Source organism: Micromonospora sp. URMC 106, assembly GCF_051386395.1.
Classification (GTDB): domain Bacteria; phylum Actinomycetota; class Actinomycetes; order Mycobacteriales; family Micromonosporaceae; genus Micromonospora.
This window is the reverse complement of record NZ_JBPQTP010000075.1, coordinates 1-23,780: the sequence shown is the minus strand read 5'-3', so window position 1 is coordinate 23,780 and position 23,780 is coordinate 1. Positions and strand designations below refer to the sequence as shown.

The 23,780-nt window shown below is 73.9% G+C and carries 20 protein-coding genes; 7 read left to right on the top strand and 13 right to left on the bottom strand.

All coding sequences use genetic code 11. The features are described 5' to 3' along the window. Positions 1-98: 98 nt before the first annotated feature. Entirely contained in the window at positions 99-887 is a 789-nt protein-coding gene (locus ACSNOB_RS21720; RefSeq protein WP_436688294.1) for a sporulation protein, read from the bottom strand. 258 nt (positions 888-1,145) lie between these two features. Here ACSNOB_RS21720 and sigB point away from each other — a divergent pair, with 258 nt between their 5' ends. Both sigB and ACSNOB_RS21710 read left to right on the top strand, forming a co-directional pair. Beyond that, positions 1,146-2,162 carry an RNA polymerase sigma factor SigB gene (sigB, locus tag ACSNOB_RS21715; protein WP_393104699.1) on the top strand — a complete coding sequence of 339 codons (1,017 nt, stop codon included), beginning with the start codon at positions 1,146-1,148 and terminating at the stop codon, positions 2,160-2,162. Between the two features lie 99 nt (positions 2,163-2,261). Then, positions 2,262-2,669, top strand: a complete 408-nt coding sequence (locus ACSNOB_RS21710; RefSeq protein ID WP_436688293.1) for a VOC family protein — start codon at positions 2,262-2,264, stop codon at positions 2,667-2,669. A 4-nt stretch (positions 2,670-2,673) separates the two neighbouring features. Here the strand turns inward: ACSNOB_RS21710 and ACSNOB_RS21705 are convergent, their stop codons facing one another. The 3 genes from ACSNOB_RS21705 to ACSNOB_RS21695 form a co-directional block, all read right to left on the bottom strand. Further along, positions 2,674-5,229 carry a bifunctional acetate--CoA ligase family protein/GNAT family N-acetyltransferase gene (locus tag ACSNOB_RS21705; RefSeq protein ID WP_436688292.1) on the bottom strand — a complete coding sequence of 852 codons (2,556 nt, stop codon included), beginning with the start codon at positions 5,227-5,229 and terminating at the stop codon, positions 2,674-2,676. Between the two features lie 25 nt (positions 5,230-5,254). After that, positions 5,255-6,436 (bottom strand): acetoin utilization protein AcuC, encoded by a 1,182-nt coding sequence (locus tag ACSNOB_RS21700; protein ID WP_436688291.1) that lies wholly within the window; start codon positions 6,434-6,436, stop codon positions 5,255-5,257. A gap of 149 nt (positions 6,437-6,585) precedes the next feature. Next, positions 6,586-7,443: a sulfurtransferase gene (locus ACSNOB_RS21695; protein ID WP_436688290.1), complete on the bottom strand. Its 858-nt coding sequence runs from the start codon at positions 7,441-7,443 to the stop codon at positions 6,586-6,588. Between the two features lie 169 nt (positions 7,444-7,612). Here ACSNOB_RS21695 and ACSNOB_RS21690 point away from each other — a divergent pair, with 169 nt between their 5' ends. Further along, entirely contained in the window at positions 7,613-8,302 is a 690-nt protein-coding gene (locus ACSNOB_RS21690) for a metal-dependent transcriptional regulator (RefSeq protein WP_436688289.1), read from the top strand. A gap of 233 nt (positions 8,303-8,535) precedes the next feature. Here the strand turns inward: ACSNOB_RS21690 and ACSNOB_RS21685 are convergent, their stop codons facing one another. From ACSNOB_RS21685 to ACSNOB_RS21675, 3 genes are read right to left on the bottom strand one after another with little or no spacing between them, the layout of a single operon-like run. Continuing rightward, the gene (locus tag ACSNOB_RS21685) at positions 8,536-9,183 is read right to left on the bottom strand and encodes a hypothetical protein (protein WP_436688288.1); all 648 of its coding nucleotides are present in this window, start codon (positions 9,181-9,183) and stop codon (positions 8,536-8,538) included. Further along, on the bottom strand, positions 9,176-9,421 hold the full coding sequence (locus ACSNOB_RS21680) for a DUF5522 domain-containing protein (RefSeq protein WP_393104713.1): 246 nt from the start codon (positions 9,419-9,421) through the stop codon (positions 9,176-9,178). Before ACSNOB_RS21680 ends, ACSNOB_RS21685 begins: the two co-directional genes overlap by 8 nt. Before the next feature lie 20 nt (positions 9,422-9,441). Continuing rightward, positions 9,442-10,431, bottom strand: coding sequence for an asparaginase (locus ACSNOB_RS21675; RefSeq protein WP_436688287.1), 990 nt, complete (start codon positions 10,429-10,431; stop codon positions 9,442-9,444). A 207-nt stretch (positions 10,432-10,638) separates the two neighbouring features. Between ACSNOB_RS21675 and ACSNOB_RS21670 the strand changes: the two genes are divergently transcribed. Both ACSNOB_RS21670 and ACSNOB_RS21665 read left to right on the top strand, forming a co-directional pair. After that, positions 10,639-11,910 (top strand): MFS transporter, encoded by a 1,272-nt coding sequence (locus ACSNOB_RS21670; RefSeq protein ID WP_436688286.1) that lies wholly within the window; start codon positions 10,639-10,641, stop codon positions 11,908-11,910. A 376-nt stretch (positions 11,911-12,286) separates the two neighbouring features. After that, the gene (locus ACSNOB_RS21665) at positions 12,287-12,601 is read left to right on the top strand and encodes a TraR/DksA family transcriptional regulator (protein ID WP_436688285.1); all 315 of its coding nucleotides are present in this window, start codon (positions 12,287-12,289) and stop codon (positions 12,599-12,601) included. A gap of 45 nt (positions 12,602-12,646) precedes the next feature. On the opposite strand, the gene ACSNOB_RS21660 is transcribed toward ACSNOB_RS21665, so the two are convergent. The 4 genes from ACSNOB_RS21660 to nrdR all read right to left on the bottom strand — a co-directional run bounded on the left by ACSNOB_RS21660 (position 12,647) and on the right by nrdR (position 17,465). Next, on the bottom strand, positions 12,647-13,582 hold the full coding sequence (locus tag ACSNOB_RS21660; protein ID WP_436688284.1) for a DUF2332 domain-containing protein: 936 nt from the start codon (positions 13,580-13,582) through the stop codon (positions 12,647-12,649). A 24-nt stretch (positions 13,583-13,606) separates the two neighbouring features. Continuing rightward, entirely contained in the window at positions 13,607-13,771 is a 165-nt protein-coding gene (locus ACSNOB_RS21655) for a hypothetical protein (protein WP_436688283.1), read from the bottom strand. Between the two features lie 246 nt (positions 13,772-14,017). Next, a complete protein-coding gene (locus ACSNOB_RS21650) occupies positions 14,018-16,897 on the bottom strand; it encodes a vitamin B12-dependent ribonucleotide reductase (protein ID WP_393104723.1) in 2,880 nt (959 codons plus the stop codon). 67 nt (positions 16,898-16,964) lie between these two features. Continuing rightward, positions 16,965-17,465, bottom strand: a complete 501-nt coding sequence (nrdR, locus tag ACSNOB_RS21645) for a transcriptional regulator NrdR (RefSeq protein ID WP_393104725.1) — start codon at positions 17,463-17,465, stop codon at positions 16,965-16,967. A 587-nt stretch (positions 17,466-18,052) separates the two neighbouring features. Here nrdR and lexA point away from each other — a divergent pair. Further along, positions 18,053-18,835 carry a transcriptional repressor LexA gene (gene lexA, locus ACSNOB_RS21640; protein ID WP_393104727.1) on the top strand — a complete coding sequence of 261 codons (783 nt, stop codon included), beginning with the start codon at positions 18,053-18,055 and terminating at the stop codon, positions 18,833-18,835. 60 nt (positions 18,836-18,895) lie between these two features. Here the strand turns inward: lexA and ACSNOB_RS21635 are convergent, their stop codons facing one another. Both ACSNOB_RS21635 and hflX read right to left on the bottom strand, forming a co-directional pair. Further along, positions 18,896-20,623 carry a hypothetical protein gene (locus ACSNOB_RS21635; protein ID WP_436688282.1) on the bottom strand — a complete coding sequence of 576 codons (1,728 nt, stop codon included), beginning with the start codon at positions 20,621-20,623 and terminating at the stop codon, positions 18,896-18,898. Positions 20,624-20,674: 51 nt separating this feature from the next. Continuing rightward, positions 20,675-22,126, bottom strand: a complete 1,452-nt coding sequence (gene hflX, locus ACSNOB_RS21630) for a GTPase HflX (RefSeq protein WP_436688281.1) — start codon at positions 22,124-22,126, stop codon at positions 20,675-20,677. Positions 22,127-22,300: 174 nt separating this feature from the next. Here hflX and ACSNOB_RS21625 point away from each other — a divergent pair, with 174 nt between their 5' ends. Continuing rightward, positions 22,301-23,767, top strand: a complete 1,467-nt coding sequence (locus ACSNOB_RS21625) for an NAD-dependent malic enzyme (protein ID WP_436688280.1) — start codon at positions 22,301-22,303, stop codon at positions 23,765-23,767. Positions 23,768-23,780 lie beyond the last annotated feature (13 nt).

Below are 23,780 nucleotides of genomic sequence, written 5' to 3'. Positions count from 1 at the left end.
CCCCGGCGGCCGCCCGGGACGCCCGCACGGTCACCCTCGTCAGCGGCGACGTGGCGGGCGTTGTCGGGCGGGCGCGCCGGACGGGCGGGGGCGCCGGGTCAGGAGAAGAGGCCGCGGCGCTGGAGCGACTGGCGGATCCAGCCGTCGAGCTGGGCCGTCCAGTCGGTGCGCTCGGCGGTGGCGTGGTCCATGGTGAAGCGGCCGAACGCGTCCCGCCCCTCGGTGAAGAGGCCGCCGCGCTTGTCCAGCTCCAGCACCACCTGGACCTGCTGCGGGTCGGTGACGAGGGTGAGCTCGAGCTGGTTGATCGCGCCCGCGTACTGCGGGGCGGGGTAGAACTCGATCTCCTGGTAGAACGGCAGGCTCTGCCGCACGCCGTAGATGTGGCCGCGCTCCACGTCCGCCCGGGCGAACCGGAAGCCGAGCCGCAGGAACGCCTCCAGGATCCGCTGCTGGGACGGCAGCGGATGGACCGCCACCGCGTCCAGGTCGCCCTTGTCGACCGAGCGGGCCACCTCCAGCTCCGTACGCAGCCCCATCGTCATCCCGTGCAGGTGCTGCCCGTACAGCTCGGTGAGCGGCGTCTCCCACGGCACGGCGAAGCGGAACGGGATGTCGTGGCGCTGGCCCGGCTCCAGCCGGAAGGCGCCGGTCGCCGCCTGGCGGTGGAACTCCTGCGTGGTCTCGTAGTCGTTGTCGCCGCTCTCGACCTCGACGCGGGTGACCAGGCCCAGCGCCACGTAGGAGACGTCGACGGGATGGTCGCCGCCGGCCACGTGGACGACGCCCTCCAACTGCCCGCCCGGGCGGCAGTTCGGGTTCGCCAGCACGGTTTCCACCGACGGGCCACCCACGCCCATCGCCTGCATGAGCCGCTTGAAGACCACGACACCCTCCAAAACCTGTTCCGGTGCGCCGACATCGCCGGCGGCGCCGGCCCCGCTGGCCGACCGCTGGCACGGTAACGGCATCCGGCAAGGAACGCTCGGCGACGACACGCCCACGCTGAGCGGCCCCCCGACCGGATTCGTGTCGGGTCCCCGATCGCCTCACTCCCGTTTCACGCCCCGCCCGCCAAGCTGTGTGTCACACCGGCACCACTGGGCCGGAACGACGGCACAGACGTGGACACGGGGAGAACAGAGATGGCCCTGCAGATGATGGAGCACCGGATGCGCCCGGCCGGCACCACCGAGGCCGACCACGCCACCGACACCCTGACCGACCTGGACGCCACCGACGAGCGCGGCGTCTCCACGGACCTGGTCCGGGCATACCTGAACGGGATCGGGCGGACGAAGCTGCTGACCGCCGCGCAGGAGGTCGACCTGGCCAAGCGGATCGAGGCCGGGCTGTTCGCCGAGGAGAAGCTGGCGACCTGCACCCCGGTCTCCGCGGAGCTGCGGGCCGACCTGGAGCTGATCGCGGCGCAGGGCCGGGCGGCGAAGGACCACCTGCTGGAGGCGAACCTGCGGCTCGTGGTCAGCATCGCCAAGCGCTACACCGGCCGCGGCATGGCCTTCCTCGACCTCATCCAGGAGGGCAACCTCGGCCTGATCCGCGCGGTCGAGAAGTTCGACTACGCCAAGGGTTACAAGTTCTCCACCTACGCCACCTGGTGGATCCGGCAGGCGATCACCCGCGCGATGGCCGACCAGGCCCGCACCATCCGCATCCCGGTGCACATGGTCGAGCAGGTCAACCGCATGGTCCGGGCCCGCCGCGAGCTCTCCGTCTCGCTGGGCCGCGAGCCCACCGTCGCCGAGGTGGCCCGGGCCATGGACATCCCGGAGTTCCAGGTGATCGAGCTGATCTCCTACGACCGGGAGCCGGTGAGCCTGGACCAGGCCGTCGGCGAGGACGGCGAGAGCGCGCTCGGCGACTTCGTCGCCGCGGTGGACCCGAGCGCCGAGCCGGGCGACGCCGCCGCGCAGGGCGAGCTGCGCAACGAGGTGAGCATCGTGCTGGCCACCCTGTCCCAGCGGGAGCAGGCGGTGATCCGGCTCCGGTTCGGCCTCGACGACGGCCGGCAGCGCACCCTCGACGAGGTCGGGCGGGAGTTCGGCCTGTCCCGGGAGCGGATCCGGCAGATCGAGAAGGTGACCCTGCTGAAGCTGCGCGCCCCGGAGCGGGCGCAGCGCCTGGAGGCGTACGCCTGCTGACCCTCCCGAGCCACGTGGGGCCCCGGCGGTTCGCCGGGGCCCCGCGTGCGTCCGGGCCAGGGTCCTTGACGCGGGTCGCCGGACAGGCTACCCACAGGTGTGAACTGGACCCTGGAAGTGGTGGTCGTACCGGTCTCCGACGTGGACCGGGCCAAGACGTTCTATGCCGACCAGCTCGGCTTCGCCGTGGACCACGACACGGTGATCAGCGACGACGCGCGGATCGTGCAGCTCACCCCGCCCGGCTCGGGCTGCTCGATCGTGATCGGCAAGGGGGTGCTGCCGGACATGCCGCCCGGCTCGCTCAAGGGCCTCCAACTGGTCGTGCCGGACCTGCGCCGGGCCCGGGCCGAGCTGGTCGGGCGCGGGGTGGCGGTGAGCGAGATCCAGGTGGTGGGCGAGAACCCGCGTCCGGTGCCGGACCCGCTGGACAATGTCGGCTTCGTCTTCTTCACCGACCCGGACGGCAACGCCTGGGGCGTGCAGCAGATCTCCGACCGGGCCTGACGCCCTACAACCGGCGGGGGCCGGTGTCCGGGCGGGCGACGGCGGAGCCCACCCGGACGGTGGCGTGCAGCACGGAGATGCCGTCCGGGCGGGCGAGCACCGGGTTGAGGGTGAGCGCGCGGACGCGGGGCTGCTCGTCGGCGAGCCGGCCGACCCGCAGCAGCAGGTCGGCCAGGGCCGCCCGGTCCACCGGGGCCGCGCCCCGGTGCCCGCGCAGCAGCGGCGCCGCCCGGGGCTCGTCGACCAGCTCGGCCGCGTCCAGGTCGGTCAGCGGCACGGCCCGCCAGGCCCGGTCGCCGAGCAGTTCGGTGGCGACGCCGCCGAGCCCGAAACCGACCACCGGGCCGAACGCCGGATCCTCCACCAGCTCGACCACGCAGGCCACGCCGGGCGGGACCATGGGCTGCACCAGCACGTCCGCCCCGAAGGCCGCCGCCATCTCCGCGTACGCGCGGCGGACCGTGGCCGCGTCGGGCAGGTCCAGCCGGACCGCGCCGAGGTCGAGCCGGTGCCGCAGACCGGGGGCGGCGGCCTTCAGTGCCACCGGGAACCCCAGCCGGGTCGCCGCGTCGGCGGCCTCCCCGGCGGAGCGCGCCGGCACCGACTCGACCACGTCGATGCCGTACGCGGCCAGCAGCCCCGTCGCGTCGAGGGCCTCGGGACGCAGGGCCGCGTGCGCCGCCTCCCGGTCGACCCGCGGCAGCTCCGGCAGCACGCCGGCCGGCCGGCGCAGCCAGTCGGCGTACGTGGCGACCCGGGCGAGGGCGCGGACGGCCTCCTCCACGCTCGGGTACGCGGGCACCCCGGCCGGCGCCCGGCCGACCAGGAACGTCGCCACGGTCGGCTTGCCGGCGGCGAGCGCGGCCGGCAGGGCGGCGGTGAAGTCCGCCTCGGTGTCGGTGAGCTGGCCGGGCAGCGGCGGGGCGAAGACGACCACCAGCGCGTCCACGCCCTCGTCGGCGGCGGTGTCGGCGAGCGCGGCGGCGAACTCGGCCGCACCGGCGCGCGGCCCGACGTCGCGCGGGTAGCCGCGCGCCACCGTGAGCCCCTGCGCGGCGCAGGCGGTGGCCGCGAGCCCGGTCAGCGCCGAGGAGTTGCCGACCACGCCGACCCGCGGCCCGGCGGGCAGCGGCTGGTGGGCCAGCAGCACCCCCACGTCGAGCAACTCGGCGACCGTGTCCACCCGGATCACCCCGGAGTGGGCGAACAGGGCGCCGACGGCCACCTCGTCCGGCCCGGCGGAGTCGCCCACCCCGGGCGGGCGGGCCGGCGAGGCGAGCGCCACGACCGGCTTGTCCCGGCCGATCCGGCGGGCCAGCCGGGCGAACTTGCGCGGGTTGCCGAACGTCTCCAGGTACAACATGATCACGTCGGTGCCGGGGTCGTCCTGCCAGTACTGGAGCAGGTCGTTGCCCGAGACGTCGGCCCGGTTGCCGGCCGAGACGAAGCTGGACAGACCCAGCCCGCGTCGGTCCGCCTCGGCCAGCAGCGCCACCCCGAACGCGCCGGACTGGCTGAAGATGCCCACCCGGCCGGGCACCGGCAGCCGCGGGGCCAGGGTCGCGTTGAGGCGTACGGTCGGGTCGGTGTTGGCCACCCCCAGGCAGTTCGGGCCGACCACGCGCATGCCCGCCGCGTGCGCCGCGCGGACCAGCGCGCGCTGCGCGGCCGCGCCGTCCGGACCGGCCTCGGCGAAGCCCGCGGAGATGACCACCAGGCCGTGCGCGCCCGCGGCGGCCGCGTCCTCGACCACCTCCCGCGCCGCCTCCGGCGGCACCGCCACCACCGCCAGGTCGACCGGCACGCCCGCGACGGCCGCCGACGGGTACGCGGGCAGCCCGGCGACCGTCGCGGCGCTCGGGTGCACCGGCACCACCGACCCGGTGTAGCCGCCGTCGCGCAGGTGCCCGAGCACCGCCGCGCCGACGCCCTGCCCGGTGGCGCTGGCCCCGTAGACGGCGACGCCGCGCGGGGCGAGCAGCCGGGCGATGGAGCGGGCCTCGGTGCGGTGCTCGCGGCCGCGCTGCACCTCCAGGGTGGCGTCGGTGGGCGCGATCGGGAAGGTCAGGTGCACCACGCCGTCGGCGAACTGGCGCTGGACCTGGTAGCCGAAGTCGGAGAAGACGCGCAGCATCGCGCCGTTGGCCGGCAGGACCTCGGCCACGAAGGTCGCGATACCGCTGCGGCCCGCCGCGTCGGCCAGGTGCTCCAGCAGCACCGAGCCGATGCCCCGGCCCTGGTAGGCGTCCTCGACCACGAACGCCACCTCCGCGTCGGGCGCCTCGGGGCCGAGCCGCTCGTAGCGGCCGACGGCGACGATCCGGTCGCCGACCAGCACCACGAACGCCTCCCGGTCGCGGTGGTCGACGTTGACGAAGCGGTGCAGGTCCCGCTCGGGGATGCGCGGGTACGGCGAGAAGTACCGCAGGTAGCGGGTGCGCTCGGAGAACCGGGAGTGCATCGCCACGATGCCCGGCCCGTCCGACGGGCGGATCGGTCGCAGCTGGACGGTGCTGCCATCGCTGAGCAGCACGTCCACCGGTTGTTCCACCGTGGTCACCGCGCGGTCTCCCCCCGGCCCCGGCTCAGTCGCGCGGATCGTGCGGGTCGAGCCCGAACAGCGGGAAGGCGGTCTTGCGGGCCGCCGCGATCGCCCGGTCCACCGCGGTCGGCTCGCCGGTCGGCTGCCACGGCTCGTACGACGGGTCGACGTCGTCGGTCATCCGCAGCGGGATCTCCCGGCCCGGCCGGCGCGCGGCGGCCAGCTCGCGCCAGGCGGGCGGGGTCAGCGTCGCCGGCGCGATCGGCTCGCCGGCGGCCACGGCGAGCAGGTGCGTCCAGGCCCGGGGCACCACCTCGACCAGCGCGTACCCGCCGCCGCCGGTGGCCACCCAGCGGCCCTCGCACAGCTCGTCGGCGAGCGCCCGCAGGGCCAGGTAGGTGGCGCGCTGCCCGTCGACGGAGAGGTTGAGATCGGCGAGCGGGTCGAGCCGGTGCCCGTCCGCGCCGCACTGCGTCACCAGCACCTGCGGCCGGAACGCGCGCAGCACCGACGGCACCACCGCGTGGAAGGCGCGCTGCCAGCCGGCGTCGTCCACGCCGGGCGGCAGCGGCAGGTTGACCGCGCTGCCCTGCGCCCGCGGGCCGCCGGTCTCGTCGGGGAAGCCGGTGCCCGGGAAGAGCGCCAGCGGCGTCTCGTGCACGCTGACCGTCAGCACCCGGGGGTCGTCCCAGAAGATCTGCTGCACCCCGTCGCCGTGGTGCACGTCCACGTCCACGTACGCGACCCGCTCGGCGCCCAGGTCGAGCAGGCGGGCGATGGCCACCGCCGGGTCGTTGTAGACGCAGAAGCCGGCGGCCCGGGCGGGCATCGCGTGGTGCAGCCCCCCGGCCACGTTGACGGCCCGCCGGGCCTCGCCCCGCCAGACCGCCTCGGCCGCGGCCACGCTGGCCCCGGCGATCAGCGCACTCGACTCGTGCATCCCGTCGAAGACCGGGTTGTCCGAGGTGCCCAGCCCGAAGCCGGCGAAGAGCGGGTCGCGCGGGGCGGCCCGCACCGCGGCGAGGTAGCGCGGGTCGTGCACCCGGGTCAGCAGCGCGTCGTCGGCCGGCTCCGGCTTGAGCAGCCGTACCCCGGGACGCTCCAGGACGCCGAGCTCGCGGGCCAGCGCGACGGTCAGCTCCACCCGTACCGGATCGAGGGGGTGATCCCCCATGTCGTAGGCGAGCAGCGACTCGTCCCACACCACCACCGTGTCGTCGGACATGGGCTCATCGTCGCACGAGCACCGGCGGCTCCCCCGCGCACGCGCTGCTCAGGCGCGCCCGGTGTCGCCCCGGCGCGCCAGCCGGCTCGGCCACCGGTGCCGCACCAGCGACGCCCAGCCGCCCGGTGCCGCACCGGCGCACGTGCCGCTCAGCCGGCCGGTGTGGCGCCGGTGGCCACCGGGCGGGACGGGTCGGCGACCCAGTTGCTCCACGACCCGACGTAGAGCGCCGCGTCCGGCCGACCCGCCACGTGCAGGGCGAGCACGGCCTGCGCGGCGGTCACCCCCGACCCGCAGTACGCCCCGACCGGGACGCCGTCGGCCACCCCGGCGGCGGCGAACCGCTCGCGCAGCGCGTCGGCCGCCGGGAACCGGCCCTCGACGACGTACTCGCCGGCGGGCAGGTTCACCGCGCCGGGGACGTGCCCGGCGACCGGGTCGATCGGCTCGGTCTCGCCCCGGTAGCGCGGCGCGGCGCGCACGTCCAGCAGGACGCCCTCGTCGGCCGCGGCCAGCCGGGCGGCCTCCCCCGCGTCGAGCACCGGCAGCGCGCCGGGGCGCACCTGGACGTCGCCCGGCGCCGGGGCCGGCTCCGCCGTGCTGGTGGGCAGCCCGGCGGCCAGCCACGCCGGGAAGCCGCCGTGCAGCAGCCGTACCGGCCGGTGGCCCGCCCAGCGCAGGGTCCACCAGGCGCGGGCGGCGGCCATGCCGTCGCCGCCGTCGTACACCACCACGGGATGACCGGCGCGGACGCCGGCGGCCCGCAGCGCGGCCTGGAGCGCGGCGGGGTCGGGCAGCGGATGGCGGCCGGCGTAGCCGGGCGGGCCGCAGAGCGCGGTGTCGAGGTCGACGAAGACCGCGCCGGGCAGGTGACCGGCGGCGTAGTCGTCGCGGCCGGGCGGGCCGGCGAGCCGCCAACGGACGTCGAGCAGCGTGGGCGGGTCGGCGCGGTCGAGCTCGACCGCGAGCCGGTCGGCCTCGACCAGCAGATCCTCGGTTCCGGGCATGGCGTCCAGTCAACACCATCCGGGCACGGACCTCGCGGTTCGGCAAGGGGGCGATCCGGTTGCGCCGAGGTAGCATCGTGGACCGGAGGGCCGCTGACGTGAAGCATGATCTGGTCGACACGACCGAGGGTTTCGGTAACCACCACCACGGTGAGGGGGTCGTGACGCTGTGAAGTCCCACGACCTGGTGGACACGACCGAGATGTACCTCAAGACCATCCTCGAGCTGGAGGAGGAGGGGGTGCCGCCCCTGCGTGCCCGGATCGCCGAGCGGCTGGGGCAGAGCGGGCCCACCGTCAGTCAGACCGTCGCCCGGATGGAGCGCGACGGCCTGCTCACGGTGGAGGGCGACCGGCACCTGGCGCTCACCCCGCACGGCCGCAGCACCGCCGTGTCCGTGATGCGCAAGCACCGGCTCGCCGAGTTGCTGCTGGTCAACGTGATCGGGATGCCCTACGAGGAGGCCCACGAGGAGGCCTGCCGGTGGGAGCACGTGATGAGCGACGCTGTCGAGAAGCGGGTCTACGACCTGCTCAACCGGCCGACCCGCTCGCCCTACGGCAACCCGATTCCCGGGCTGGACGAGCTGGGCATGCCGGAGCCGGAGACCGCCGACGCGATCGAGAGTGAGCGCAACCTGGCCTTCCCCGGCCTCTCCGGGCCGGTGGTCGTCCGGCGCATCTGCGAGAGCGTGCAGACCGACGCGGACGTGCTCCGGCAGTTGCACGCCGCCGGCGTCGACCCCGGCGCGACGGTGATGGTGGCGCAGGAGCGCGACGGGGTGTCGATCGACCGCTCGGGCGACCGCATCCGGCTCCCCCGCGAGGTCGCCTCCCGCGTCTTCGTCGCCGCCCACTGACCCCGGCCCGCTCCCTCTCCCTCTCCCGGCCCTCGGCGCGGCCCGCTCACTCTCCCGCACCCGGCCCTCGGCGCGGCCCAGCGCGGGCTGGTTCCGCCCGGTCCGCGATCTTGCACTTTGCGCCCGGGAATACCCGGCATAAAGGGCAGACCGGGGGCCGAAAGTGCAAGATCGCTGGCAGACTGCGGGGCGCGCCGCGGGGCAGGGCAGACCGCGGGGTTGGGCGGGTCGCGTCAGAGGGCGCGGGTGTCCAGTTGCTTCGCCAGGGTGACGAGCGCGTCCGTGAGCCTGTCCGCGTCGGACTTCGCCGTGTCCGGCGCGGTGGTGTAGCGGAGGGTGGCGAGGCGGCCCTCGGCGGCCAGCCAGCCCACCTCCGCGACCGGGCCGGTGGCGCCCTTGGCCGAGGTGGTCCGCCGGTATGCCTTCTGCCCCAGCCCGGTGACCTTGGTCGCCTTCTCCGGCACCACGTCGGCGGTGAAGGTGGCCGCGTCGATCGACGTCTCGGTGACGGTCAGCGCCAACTCCGGCAGGGTGGCCTGCTCGGCGCGGACCACGCAGGTGTGGCTGTCGCCCGTCGCGCTGGCGGCGGCGACGTCGAAGCGGAACCCCGCGTGCTGCTCGATCACGCCGAAGTCGAGCAGTCGGCACGCACCGCCCGACGACGCGGCGGCCACGTCGATCGTGATCGGCGCGGGCGGCGGCACCGCCACCGGCTCGTCGGCCTCCGCGCCGCAGCCCGTCGCCAGCAGTACGGCCACCCCGGCGCCCACGATCCGCCCCCGCACGATCACTCCTCCGCTGTCCACCCCGACGTGTCCGCCGGACACCGTACGGCCTGCCCCGCCCGCGCGGTAGCCCCGGACCCGGTCGCTGTCAGTCATCGACGTACGGGCAGTGCCGGCAGCCGCGGCCGCAGCAGGTGCCGCGCCGCGCCAGGAAGCCCGCGCTGAGCACGAAGAGACCGGTGGCCGGGTCGAGGTAGCCGGCCTCGCCGGCGGTCAGGGCGGCGGCGTGGGCGGCCAGGATCCGCTCCCGGCCCGGGTGCTCGGGCGACAGCCGGGACGGGTGCGGCTCGGTCAGCGGCCGGTCCGCCAGCGGTCGTCGCTCTCCTCCGCTCACCGGCGCAGTCTAGAGAGCGGTCAGCCGTGCCGGGTCAGGGCGGCGGCGATCTCCTCGCGGCCCGCGCCGGCCGCGAGCAGCAGCCGCAGCAGCACCTTCGCCTTGTACGGGTCGAGCAGCCCCCCGTCGAGCAGGCCCCGGCGTCGCAGGTCGGTCTCCGAGCCGACCGCGCCGTAGGTGTGCCGCAGCACCGAGCCGGCGCCGGTGCGGGAGGTGAGCACCACCGGGATCCGCTCGGCCAGCGCGCCGAGCACCGGGGCCAGCACGGCCGGGACGTGCCCGACGCCGAACGCGGCGACGACGAGCCCGTGATGGGTGTCGGCGACCCGGTCGAGCGGCCCACCGTCGTCGTCGAGCGTCACGGTGTGCAACGCGACCCGGGTGGCGTCGAGCCGCGCCGGGTCGAGCGGTGGCAGCGGCTCCCGCCGGGGCGGCCGGGCCAGCACGCGTACCCGCCCCTCGATCACGTGGCCGACCGGGCCGGCGTTCGGCGAGGCGAACGTGCCGGTGCTGGTGCTGTGCGTCTTGCGTACCCAGCGGGCGGCGTGGATCTCGTCGGCGAACGCGACCAGCACGCCCAGGTCGCGGGCGGCGGGGTCGCCCGCGACCCGGGCCGCGGCCAGCAGGTTCGCCGGGCCGTCCGGGCCGGCCAGGGTCGGGTTGCGCATCGCGCCGGTGAAGACCAGCGGCGCGGCGTGCGGCCACACGAGGTCGGCCAGGAACGCCGACTCCTCCAGCGTGTCCGTCCCCTGGGTGACCACCACGCCGGTCGCGCCGGCGGCCACCGCCCGCGAGGCGGCGTCGACCACGTCGAGCAGTTGGCGGTACGTCAGGTGCGCGCTCGGCACCGCGTGGGTGTCGCGGACGTCCAGCGGCAGGCCCAGCTCGTCCAGGCCGGGCACCGCGGCGGTGAGGTCCGCCCCGGTCAGCCGGGTGACGACCCCGGCCCGGCCGGGGTCCACCCCGCCCATCGCGATGGTGCCGCCGAGGGTGAACAGGGCAATGGACACGCCGGGCCTCCCGTCCGCCGCCACGGAAGGCGGCCCGCAGACCGTACCGCCCGGGTCGGATAACCGGTGGCGCCGGTCCCCGCGCGGCCGGCAGGCTGGCCCGATGGACCACCGTCGCACCTCCCCGCAGCGTGCCCTGCGCTCGTCGGGCGTCGGGGCGTCGCCGCCATCCCGCCGGCGGTCGGCGGCGCGGGCCGGGGACGGGGCGTGACGCAGCAGGCAACCCGGTCCACCGGAACCGGCACGCCGGCGCGGTCCTCGCTGCTGCGCAGCCGGAACTTCGGGCTGCTCCTGGCCGGGCAGACGGTCAGCGAGGTGGGCACCCGGATCTCCGGGGTGGCGGTGCCGCTGCTCGCCGCGGGCACCCTCGACGCCGACGTCTTCCAGGTTTCGCTGCTGACCACGCTCGCCTGGCTGCCGTACCTGCTCTTCTCGCTGCCCGCCGGGATCCTCGCCGACCGGGCCGACCAGCGGCGGCTGATGGTCGCGTGCGACCTGGGCCGGGCCGTGCTGCTGCTGTCGGTGCCGGCGGTCGCCCTGGTCGACCGGCTCACCCTCGGCTTCCTGTACGCGGTGGTCGGGCTCTCCGGCGTGCTCACCGTGCTGTTCACCGTGGCCCACAAGAGCATGCTGCCCCGGCTGGTGCCGCCGGACCGCCTCGTGGACGCCAACGCGAAGCTCACCGTCAGCCAGGACTCCGCCGAACTCGTCGGCCCGACGATCGGCGGAGTCCTGGTGGGGCTGGTCGGCGCGGCGAGGACGTTCGTCGTCACCGGCCTCGCCTTCGCGGTGAGCGGGTTGACCCTGCTGCTGATCCGGGACGCGCCGGCCGAGCCCGCGTCCCGCCGCGACCGGGTGCCGCCGCGGGTCGAGATGACCGAAGGGCTGAGCTTCATCCGGCGCCAACCGATCCTGCGCAGCATCCTCGCCTGCACCACCGTCTCCAACTTCTTCGTGATGGCGTCCAGCGCCATCGAGGTGGTCTTCCTGCTCCAGGAGCTGCACGCCCCGCCGGCGCTGGTCGGGCTGGTCTTCTCGGTGAGCGCCGTGGGCGGCCTCGTGGTCGGCGCGTTCACCGACCGGCTGACCGCGTGGCTCGGCTCGGCCCGGGTGGTCTGGGTGGCGATGGCTGCTCCCGGCCCGCTCTACCTGCTCATGCCCCTGGCGCAGCCGGGCTGGGGGGTGCTGCTCTACGGCGTCGGCCTGGCCGCGTTCTCCGCCAACGCGGTGCTCTACAACGTCGCCACCCTGACGTACCGCCAGCGGATCACGCCGCCCGCACTGCTGGGCCGGGTGAACGCGGCGTTCCTGTGGGTCTGCTTCGGCGTGATCCCGCTCGGCGCGCTCACCGGCGGCACGCTCGCCAGCCAGCTCGGGCTGCGGCCGGCGCTGTGGATCTGCGTCCTGGGCACGTGGAGTGCCGCGCTCTTCGTGGTGTGCTCCCCGCTGCGGCGGATGCGGGACATGCCGGCGACCTGACCGCTCGTGCCGCCGGTCCGCGGAACACGGCCCGGCCGGGTGAGGCTGGCCTCCGCGCGGGCGGAAGCGCGTTGGTTTTCCGATCCGGCCGGCCTATGGTGGCCCCATGTGTTCGTACGGTCAGCAGGAGAGCACCGCCGTCGTGGTGACGGCGGCGCCCGCTGCTGCCCGTCGGTGCGCCCTGTCCGTGACCGTCGCGACCCGGGTGGTGCGATCCGCCGTCGCGCCGTCGCGCCTCGGCTCGGTCGCCTCCGGACTGCCGAGCCCCGTCCCCGCCGGACGTAGCCCTCCGTGGACCGCCTGCAACTGTGCGAACGGCCACCAGGGCGGAGCTTCCCAAGCTTCGGCCCTTTTTCTTTTTCCGAGGAGCTACGCCATGACCACGCACATCCAGCCGGACCAGCAGTGGATCGATGAGCTGCGGGCGACACTGACGACCGACTTCGAGGCGCAGACCGTCCGGCTCACGCAACTGACGGCGGACACCGGCGACCCGGGCGAGGCGCACACGCAGAGCGCGCTGATCGCCGCGACCCGGCAGAGCCTGGACCAGATCAGCGGGGCGCTGCGGCGCATCGCCGAGGGCCGCTACGGCATCTGCGAGAAGTGCGCCGCGCCGATCCCCCGGGAACGCCTGGAGGTGCTGCCGCACGCCCGCTTCTGCGTGCCCTGCCAGCAGAAGCAGCACTGACCGCGCGGGGCTGCCGTGCCGGGCCCGGCACGGCAGCCCGTCGGATCACCCGAACCAGGTCATCGCCTGGCCGTGCGAGCGGGTCCAGGCGAGGGGCTTCCCATCGAGCGCCAGCACGTTGTACAGCGCGTCGTCCGGCGGCTCCGGCAGCGCGTCGTGGGGCATCACGTCGGGTGTCTCGTTCGCGATCCAGTGGCCGGGCAGTCCGCGTACCACCTCGGCGAACGTCGCCCGGCGCGGAGCCGGCACCTGGTAGAGCACACTGGTGTGGAACACCACCAGCGTCGCGCCGGCCGGCGCCTGCGCGGCCAGCGCGGGCAGGTCGTCCACCATGTCGCCACGCGCGAGCAGCGGCGGGTCGGCGGCGGCGACGGCCGCCGCGGCCCGCAGCCGGGCGCGGCGGTGCGCGTGCTCCGGCCAGACGAGGGCGTCGAGCCAGGCGACGTCCGCCGGGTCGGTCACCCTCAGCGGGTTCAGGTCCAGACCGGCCCGCCACACCACCTCGGGTCGCCGGTCTGGCGGCGCAGTGCCGGTGAGTGCGCAGTCGAGGACTGGCTCACCCGTGCCGAGCAGGTGGTCGCCGTAGCGGTAGGCGTACCGGTCGGGGTAGAGGCAGAGCCCGGCGGACGCGCCGACCTCCAGCAGCGCCAGCGGCTGCGGCAGCGCGGCGAGCACCGGCAGCAGCACGGCACACCGCCCTGGCTCGTTCGTCTGGACCGCCCGGGTGCGCAGTTCCGCCTCGATCGCCGGCCAGTTCGCCAGCGTGAAATCGCGGAACGCGGTCGGGTCGTTGACGGGCCCGCCGAGCAGCCGTACGACGCCGAACAGCAGGTTCGGCTGCCGCTTTGCCGGCGGGAGCGTTTCGACCAGCGTAAGCAGTTCCTCGTCACGGGAGGACGCGAGGGAAAGTCGCTCGTAGGTCGGCGACACGCCCCGGGCCTCGCGGGTACCGAACTCGACGTAGCTCTCGGCGATCGTCATGTCCCGATGATCGCGGTCGACGCCTCACGGTGTCTTCCCCTGACGCGGCTCCCTGCGCCGCGAGATCTCCTCCAGGTGCTGCCGCACCATCACGGGCCCGGCGAGTTGGCCGCCCTGATTGGCGTGTCGCGGCAGCGGGTTCTCCCAGCGCCACCGCAGGGCCAACGGGTCCACCTGCTCATCGGTCACGCCGCGACCGTACCGTCCAGGCGCTGACCCTGATGACGCGCCGACATGTTGCTTCTGAGCCGTCCATTGGCAACTCCAGGTCCAAGCGCGGCCGGCTGCCCGTCCACCCACGCGACGCACGCCGCCCGACGAAGCGGATGCCTCCCACCCAGGTCGGGTGGGAGGCATCCGTTCGAGTTGCTCACTGGTGATCCGTCGACTGCCTGAGTCTCACAGGACCGAGGGAGACCAGCGTCGACATCGACGTCAGCTGCAGCCGCTGGTGGAGCCGCAGCCCTCGCAGACGTAGCAGCTACCGGCCGGGCGCATCTTCGTACCGCAGGTGAAGCAGAGCGGCGCGTCGGCGGCCTTGCCGATCACGGCCTCCAGCAGCTCGGTGCTGGAGCCCACGGACGGCGCCGGCTTGGCGGCGGCCACGTCGGCGACCTCCTGCGCCGGCTGGGCGACCGGGCCGGTCTTCGGCTCGGCCGGCGTCTCGACCGGGGCGGAGGCGGCCATCGCGGTGAGGTCCGCACCGTTCGCCTCCGCCTCCGCCTCGGCCCGGAGCTGGGCGGCCCGCTCCTTGGCGGTGAAGATGCCCAGCTCCGCGCGGCGCTCGTACGGCAGGAAGTCCAGGGCCAGGCGACGGAAGATGTAGTCCATCACCGACGCCGCCATCCGCACGTCCGGGTCGTCGGTCATGCCGGCCGGCTCGAAGCGCATGTTGGTGAACTTGCTGACGTACGTCTCCAGCGGGACGCCGTACTGGAGACCGATGGAGATGGCCACCGAGAAGGCGTCCATCACGCCGGCCAGGGTCGAGCCCTGCTTCGACATCTTGAGGAAGACCTCGCCGAGGCCGTCGTCCGGGTAGGACGACGCGGTGAGGTAGCCCTCGGCGCCGCCGACGGAGAAGCTGACCGTCTGGGACGGGCGCTTCTTCGGCAGCCGCTTGCGCACCGGGCGGTACTCGACGACCTTCTCGACCACCTTCTCCACCTCGGCCGGAGCCTCGGTGGACGCGACGGCCTTGTTCGGCTTGGCGGCCGACAGCGGCTGGCCGACCTTGCAGTTGTCGCGGTAGATCGCCAGCGCCTTCAGGCCGAGCTTCCAGCCCTCGAAGTAGATCTTCTCGACGTCCTCGACGGTCGCCTGCTCGGGCATGTTGACCGTCTTGGAGATGGCGCCGGAGATGAACGGCTGGACGGCCGCCATCATCCGCACGTGGCCCATCGGGGCGATGGACCGCTCGCCCATGGCGCAGTCGAAGACCGGGTAGTGCTCCGGCTTGAGGCCCGGGGCATCCACCACGTGGCCGTGGTCGGCGATGTGCTCGACGATCGCCTCGACCTGCTCCTCGGGGTAGCCGAGGCTGCGCAGGGCGCGCGGCACGGTCTGGTTGACGATCTGCATGGAGCCGCCGCCGACCAGCTTCTTGAACTTGACCAGCGCCAGGTCCGGCTCGACGCCCGTGGTGTCGCAGTCCATCATCAGGCCGATGGTGCCGGTCGGGGCGAGCACGCTGGCCTGCGAGTTGCGCCAGCCGAACTTGTCACCGATCTTGTTGCCCTGGGTCCACTGCTTCGTCGCCTCGCGGACGATCGCGGTGGCCACCGTGCCGGCCGGCTTGATCTCGTCGTTGGCGGCGGCGTGCTTGCGCATGACCCGCTTGTGCGGCTCGGCGTTGCGGGCGTAGCCGTCGTACGGGCCGACGATGCCGGCCAGCTCGGCGGAGCGGCGGTAGGCGGTGCCGGTCATCAGCGAGGTGATCGCCGCGGCGACCGAGCGGCCCTGCTCCGAGTCGTACGGCAGGCCCGAGGCCATCAGCAGCGCGCCGAGGTTGGCGTAGCCGATGCCGAGCTGCCGGTAGGCGCGGGTGGTCTCGCCAATCTTCTCGGTCGGGAAGTCGGCGAAGCAGATCGAGATGTCCATCGCGGTGATGACCAGCTCGACCGACTTGACGAACTTCTCCACCTCGAAGTCCCCGTCGGCGCGGAGGAACTTCATCAGGTTCAGCGAGGCCAGGTTGCACGAGGAGTTGTCCAGGTGCAGGTACTCCGAGCACGGGTTCGACGCGGTGATCCGCCCGGTCTCGGGGCAGGTGTGCCAGTCGTTGATGGTGTCGTCGTACTGCAGGCCGGGGTCGGCGCACTCCCAGGCGGCCTGGGCGATGGTGCGGAACAGGTTCTTGGCGTCGATGGTCTCGATCACCGCGCCGTCGAGGCGGCCGCGCAGGTCGAAGCCGCCGCCGTTCTCCACGGCGGTCATGAACTCGTCGGAGACCCGGACCGAGTTGTTGGCGTTCTGGTACTGCACGCTGACGATGTCGGCGCCGCCGAGGTCCATGTCGAACCCGGCGTCGCGCAGCGCGCGGATCTTGTCCTCCTCGCGCGCCTTGGTGACCACGAACTCCTGGATGTCCGGGTGGTCCACGTCGAGGATGACCATCTTCGCCGCGCGCCGGGTGGCGCCGCCGGACTTGATGGTGCCGGCGGAGGCGTCCGCGCCGCGCATGAAGCTGACCGGGCCGGAGGCGTTGCCGCCGGAGGAGAGCAGCTCGCGGGAGGACCGGATCCGGGACAGGTTGACGCCGGAGCCGGAGCCGCCCTTGAAGATCAGCCCCTCCTCCTTGTACCAGTCCAGGATGGAGTCCATCGAGTCGTCGACGGCCAGGATGAAGCAGGCGCTGACCTGCTGCGGCGACGGCGTGCCGACGTTGAACCAGACCGGCGAGTTGAAGCTGAACACCTGGTGCAGCAGCATCCAGGTCAGCTCGTGCGCGAAGACCTCGGCGTCGGCCGGGCTGGCGAAGTAGCCGTACTCCTCACCGGCGGTGCGGTAGGTGGTGACCACCCGGTCGATCAGTTGCTTGAGCGACCACTCCCGCTCCGGGGTGCCCACCGCGCCCCGGAAGTACTTGGTGGTCACGATGTTTGCCGCGTTGACGCTCCACGACTCCGGGAACTCGACGCCCCGCTGCTCGAAGTTGACCGAGCCGTCGCGCCAGTTCGTCATCACGACGTCGCGGCGCTCCCAGGTGACCTCGTCGTAGGGGTGCACCCCCTCGGTCGTCCAGACCCGCTCGACCTTCAGCCCCGCGCCGGCCTTGCTCCGTGCCCTGCTTGTCGTCACACCATCCCCCGACATCTCATCCGCCCCCTCGTCCGCGCGGCCACCCGCCGCGCGATCCGACTGTCAAAACTGCAGAAGAACTTCAACTGGTACGGCCGGCGGCCTCGACCGCGTCGGCCCCGGCGCCCTCCCGGGCGCGTGCGGCGGCCCGCAGCGTCTCGATCTCGCGCTCGAAGTCGGCGAGCGAGTCGAACGACCGGTAGACGCTGGCGAACCGCAGGTAGGCGACCTCGTCCAGGTCCCGCAGCGGGCCCAGGATGGCCAGCCCCACCTCGTGGCTCGGGATCTCGGCGGCCCCCTTGGCCCGGACGGTCTCCTCGACCTTCTGCGCGAGCAGCGCGATCGAGTCGTCGTCGACCGGCCGGCCCTGGCACGCCTTGCGCACCCCGCCGATGATCTTCGTCCGGCTGAACGGCTCGGTGACCCCGCTGCGCTTGACGACCGCGAGGACCGCCTCCTCCACCGTGGTGAACCGCTTGCCGCACTCCGGGCAGGACCGCCGCCGGCGGATCAACTGGCCGTCGTCGGCCTCCCGCGAGTCGACGACCCGGGAGTCAGCATGCCGGCAGTACGGACACCGCATCGGCCCGACCTCCTTCATCGATCGCGGGCACGCCGACCGCTCCCCGGGCACGCGTCAGCGCGGCGGAGCCATCTGTCGATGGTCTGCGCCGTGTCGACGGTACGGGAGTGCGGTCGGTAGTCGAACCCAACCTGTAGGCGACTTACGCCCGTGTGACTACTACATCTAGGGGTTGACCGTATGCCGCCGACGAACCGCGGTCAAGTTGGGCGGCGTGTCCGGCGCGTCACCGCCATCCGGACCGCGTCACCGCCATCCGGACTCGACCGGCCACCGCCGCCCGCCGCAGAACCAACCGCCGGGCACCCCGGTCGGTTATTCCTCCGGCCGCCCGAAACCATCACCCGACCGGACGTTCGTCGAACATCCGTTCGACCCGACGTACCATTTATCAGAACGTGAGTACGAGCAGGACCGCTTTTCACCCCGACACGCCGAGGTGATGTCGTACAGACGTTTGAAAATGACCGATCTCACCTATACGGTCATGAACAACCGGGCGCGGATCGTTCCGTCCCCGGTCACCGAGCACCACCGCACGCACCACGAGCCGCCAAGGCACCCAGCGCCGACCAGGGAGGACGGACGTGACCGAGGACCGGGCCAGCCGGCCGAAGAGCCCGCAGCAGATCACCGAGGCGGGCCCGCCGGCCACCCGACGCCGGGGCGCCGCGCGCAGCCGGACCGGGCAGCCCGCCGTGCGCCCGGTCACCCCGGTGGTGAGCGCCTTCCCCGACCCGGCGACGGTGGACCTCACCGCCCGGCAGCGGCGGATCCTGGAGTTCATCCGCACCTGGGTGGACCGGCACGGCTATCCCCCGAGCGTGCGCGAGATCGGCGAGGCGGTCGGCCTGGTGTCGCCGTCCAGCGTCGCCTACCAGCTCAAGGAGCTGGAGAAGAAGGGCTTCCTGCGCCGCGACCCCAACCGGCCGCGCGCCGTCGACGTCCGGGCCCCCGGCGACGTCGACGACGAGCTGACCCGCTCGCAGCGCCCCACCCCGGCGTACGTGCCGATGCTGGGCCGGATCGCGGCCGGTGGCCCGATCCTGGCCGAGCAGGCCGTGGAGGACATCTTCCCCCTCCCCCGCGAGCTGGTGGGTGAGGGCGATGTCTTCATGCTCCAGGTCAAGGGCGACTCGATGCTCGACGCGGCGATCTGCGACGGCGACTGGGTCGTGGTCCGGCAGCAGCCGACCGCCGAGTCCGGCGACATCGTGGCGGCCATGCTCGACGGCGAGGCGACGGTCAAGACCTACCGGCGCCGCGACGGGCACGTCTGGCTGATGCCGCAGAACCCGGCCTTCGACCCGATCCCCGGCGACGACGCCACCATCATGGGCCGGGTCGTCGCGGTGCTGCGCCGGATCTGACCCGTGTGACCCTGCGGTGGCCGGCGGTCCCCTGGACCCGACCGTCGGCCCGGCGGTACGTCAGTACCGGTCGCCCCGGTAGCTCCGGCCGCCACCCGGCGCGTGGCCGTAGGGGCCGCGGCCGTCGTCGTAGCCGTCGTCGCGCCGCCGGCCCGGCCGCTGACCGCGAGGGTCCGGCTCACCGCCGCGGCGCGGCGGCTCGGCCCGGCCACCGCCGGGAGCCGGCTGACCGCCGTAGACGCCACCACCGGGGCGCCCGCCGCCCTGGCGTCCACCACCACCGCCAACCGGGCCACCGGGGCCGGGCTGCCGGCCGCCGTAGACGCCACCGCCGCCGGCCGGGCGACCGCCACCGTAGGTGCCACCGCCCGCCGGTCGGCCACCGCCGTAGGTGCCACCGCCAACCGGACGGCCGCCACCGTAGACGCCACCGCCGGCCGGCGGGGCTCCGCCGCGACCACCGCCCGCCGGGGCCGGCCCGCCGCGTCCGCCGCCCGCCGGGACCGCCCCGCCACGGCCGCCCCCGTACACGCCGCCGGAGGGCGTGCCGCCGTACACGCCGGCGCGCGGCCGGTCGCCCGGCGGCGGGAAGTCGTCGTCCACCAGGCCGCGCGGGTCGTCGGCGAGGGCGTCGTCGCGGTCCGGGCCGTCGCCGTCGCGCCCCGGAGCGGTCGGCTTGCGCCGGGCCCGGAGGATGCCGAAGATGCCGGCCGCCACCATCAGGGCGCCGACCACGCCGACCGCGGCGATCAGGTAGGTGATGTCGCTCAGGCTCAGGCCGTCGAGCCAGGACTGCCCGGCCGCCTTCTTCGGCCCGTCGCCCTCGCCGGCGAGCGGCTTCGCGCCCTCGGTGGAGGGGGTGTAGCTGAGGATGTCGACCGGCTCGCCCTCGTCGAGCTGGCCGCCGTCGGACACGGTCAGGAAGGTCTTGCCGTCCGGGGTGTAGGTGATCGCCTCGCCGAACGGATCGGCCAGCGCCGTCACCCGCGGCTCGCCCGAGGTCAGGGCCGCGACGATGTCGCCGCCGGTCACGTCGTACTCGAAGGCGTCGGCGTAGGTGCGCACCACCACCCGGGACCCGTCCGGGGAACGGGCGGCCCCGGTGATCGCCACGCGGCCGGGCGCGCCGAGCCGGTTGTCCGTGTCCGTCCGCGGCAGGGCGATCTCGCCGACCTTCTTCATCGGCACCGCCTCGGTGTCCCCGCTCTTCATCTTCGCGGCGGGGGTGAAGATCTGCGCCTTGCCCGACATCACCTTGGTGATGATCAGCGGGTTGCCGTCGTCGCCGATCAGCAGCGCCTCGGCGTCGTGCGGCTTGCCCTCGGGGTAGGCGAGGCGGTGCAGCATCGGCCGCTTGGACCCGCTGACCGGCATGCTCCACAGCGCCACCCGCTCGCGGCGCTCCCGGCTGGTGATGTTGTCGCCCGTGTCGGCGATCCAGAGCGTCTTGCCGTCCCGGGAGAGCGCCAGGTCCTCCGTGTCGAACGGCCCCTGCCCGGAGTAGCTGACCGGCTCCTTCGTGACCTTGCACTTCGAGTCGAGGAAGAAGACCCGCTTGCGGCTCTCCACCTCGGTGCCGTCATTGATCACGACGTAGCCGGTCCTGGTGGCCACCAGGCCGGACAACTCGCGCAGCCGTTCGTCGGCCACCGTGCACCGCTTCTTGCCCGCGGCGGCCGCCAACTGGGAGGGAGCCGAGGCGGGGGCCGCCAGGGCGACCCCGGCGGGCGCCACGGTCGCCCCCAGCAGGCTGAGGGCAACCGTGACCGACGAAACAGCGCGGCGCATGACGTCAGTGTCGCATGCCGCGGGTTTCCCCCGGGTGACGCCGGGACGGCCTCACCGGGCGGCCGCGACCGCCTGGCCCTCCGCCGTCCGGAACGGCGCCAGCTCGGCGGCGAGCGCGTCGCCCACCCGGACGTGCACCAGCGTCCCCTCCGGCAGGTGGGAGGTGCTCAGCACCTCGCCCTGCCGGTGCACCCGCGCCACCAGGTCGCCCCGGTCGTACGGCAGCACCGCGCGGACCTCCACCGCCGGGCGGGGCAGCCGCTCCTCGACGGCCTCGCGCAGCCCGTCGAGCCCGCGACCCGTGTGCGCGGAGACGAAGACCGCCTCCGGCCAGAGCCGCTTGAGCCGCAGCAGCGTGTCCTCGTCGGCCGCGTCGGTCTTGTTGACCACCAGCAGCTCGGGCAGCCGGTCGGCGCCCACCTCGGCGAGCACCTCGCGGACCGCGCGGACCTGCTCCTCCGGATCCGGGTGGGTGCCGTCGACGACGTGCACGACCAGGTCGGCCTCGGCCACCTCCTCCAGGGTCGAGCGGAACGCCTCGACGATCTGGTGCGGCAGGTGCCGGACGAAGCCGACCGTGTCCGAGAGGGTGTAGAGCCGCCCGTCGGACGTGGTGGCCTTGCGGGTGGTCGGGTCGAGGGTGGCGAAGAGCGCGTTCTCGACCAGCACGCCCGCCCCGGTCAGCCGGTTGAGCAGGCTCGACTTGCCGGCGTTCGTGTAGCCGGCGATGGCGACCGCGGGCACGGCGTTGCGGGAGCGCCGGGCGCGCTTGGTCTGGCGTACCGTCTTCATGCCCTTGATCTCCCGGCGCAGCCGGGCGATGCGGTGGCGGATCCGGCGCCGGTCGGTCTCCAGCTTGGTCTCACCGGGACCGCGCAGGCCCACGCCGCCGCCGGCGCCCCCGCCGCGACCGCTACCACCGGTCTGCCGGGAGAGCGTCTCACCCCAACCGCGCAGACGGGGCAGCAGGTATTCGAGCTGGGCCAGCTCGACCTGCGCCTTGCCCTCCTTGCTCTTGGCGTGCTGGGCGAAGATGTCGAGGATCAGCGCGGTGCGGTCGACCACCTTGACCTTGGTGCGCTGCTCCAGGTTGCGCAGCTGGGACGGCGACAGCTCACCGTCGCAGATCACCGTGTCGGCGCCACTGGAGAGCACGACCGAGCCGAGGTCGTCGACCTTGCCGCGGCCGATGTAGGTGGCCGGGTCGGGGCGGTTGCGTCGCTGGATCAGCCCCTCGAGCACCTGCGAGCCGGCGGTCTCCGCCAGCGCGGCGAGCTCGGTGAGGGAGTTCTCCGCGTCGTTCTGGGTGCCCTCGGTCCAGACACCGACCAGGACCACGCGCTCCAGGCGCAGCTGGCGGTATTCGACCTCGGTGATGTCGGCGAGCTCGGTGGAGAGGCCAGGGACCCGCCGCAGCGCCTGCCGCTCGGACAGCTCGAACTCCCCGGTGGTGGCGTCGAGCTCGTCGTCGGTGTGGGAGAGGAAGGTCTCCTGGTTGGTCAAGCTGATCTCCTGTCCGTTCTGTCACGTACCGAGCAATCCTGACATGTGTCAACGCCGGACGCACCTGCTATATGCCCACCGTGATAGGCCACAAAAGTGGGGGCGGCCCGTCGGGCGACCTCGGTGGGCGAGTAGAAATGCGGTGCAGCCGCTCAGCGTCGACGGAGGGATCCCGTGGCCATCACCCGACTTCCGAGTGCCGGATTCTCGATCACCATTCGGATCGCCGTGCCGGCGGACGCGTCCTCGATCGGCCGGCTCACCACCTCCGTCGGCGAGGCCGGTGCGATCGTCACCGCGCTCGACGTGGTGGACTCCGACCCGACGCACGTGCTCGTCGACCTCACCTGCGACACCGCCGACGCCAGCCACGCCGACCAGGTGGTCGACGCGCTGACCGCGCTGGACGGCGTGGACGTGCGCAAGGTCTCCGACCGCACGTTCCTGCTGCATCTCGGCGGCAAGATCGAGGTCAGCTCGAAGGTGGCGCTGCGCACCCGCGACGAGCTGTCCCGCGCGTACACGCCGGGCGTGGCCCGGGTCTGCCAGGCGATCGCCGAGAACCCGGCGGACGCCCGCCGGCTGACCATCAAGCGCAACACCGTGGCCGTGGTCAGCGACGGCTCGGCGGTGCTGGGCCTGGGCAACCTCGGGCCGGCCGCGTCGCTGCCCGTGATGGAGGGCAAGGCGGCGCTGTTCAAGCGCTTCGGCGGCGTGGACGCCTGGCCGGTGGTGCTCGACACCCAGGACACCGACGAGATCGTGCAGATCGTCAAGGCCATCGCGCCGGCGTACGGCGGGATCAACCTGGAGGACATCGCCGCGCCGCGCTGCTTCGAGATCGAGGCCCGGCTGCGCGAGGCGCTGGACATCCCGGTCTTCCACGACGACCAGCACGGCACCGCGATCTGCGTGCTGGCCGCGCTGACCAACGCGCTGCGCGTCGTGGGCAAGCGGCTCTCGGACGTCCGGGTCGTGGTCTCCGGCGCCGGCGCGGCCGGCACCGCGATCATGAAGCTGCTGCTGCGCCAGGGCGTGGGCGACATCATCGCGTACGACCGGCAGGGTGCCCTGCACCGCGGCCTGACCGGGCTCAACCCGGCCTGGCAGTGGCTGGCCGAGCACACCAACAAGGAGAACTACTCCGGCGACCTGCCCGGGGCGGTCCGCGACGCGGACGTCTTCATCGGGGTCAGCGCGCCGAACCTGCTCACCGGCGACGACATCGCCACCATGGCCAAGGACGCGATCGTGTTCGCGCTGGCCAACCCGGACCCGGAGGTCGACCCGCGCGAGGCGCGCAAGCACGCCGCCGTGGTCGCCACCGGCCGCTCGGACCAGCCGAACCAGATCAACAACGTGCTCGCCTTCCCGGGCGTGTTCCGCGGCATGCTGGACGCGCACGCCGAGGAGTTCACCGAGGAGATGGCGATCGCCGCCGCCCGGGCCATCGCGGACGTGGTCGGCGAGGACAAGATCAACCCGACGGTGATCGTGCCCAGCGTCTTCGACTCGCGGGTGGCCCCGGCGGTGGCGGCGGCGGTCCGCGCCGCCGCGCAGAACCCGGCCCCGGCCCCGGCCGCGGACCCCGGCCCGGCCGACCTCCCCGAGATCGCCGCCGAAGCCAGCGCCACCCCCTGACCCACCCCGGAAC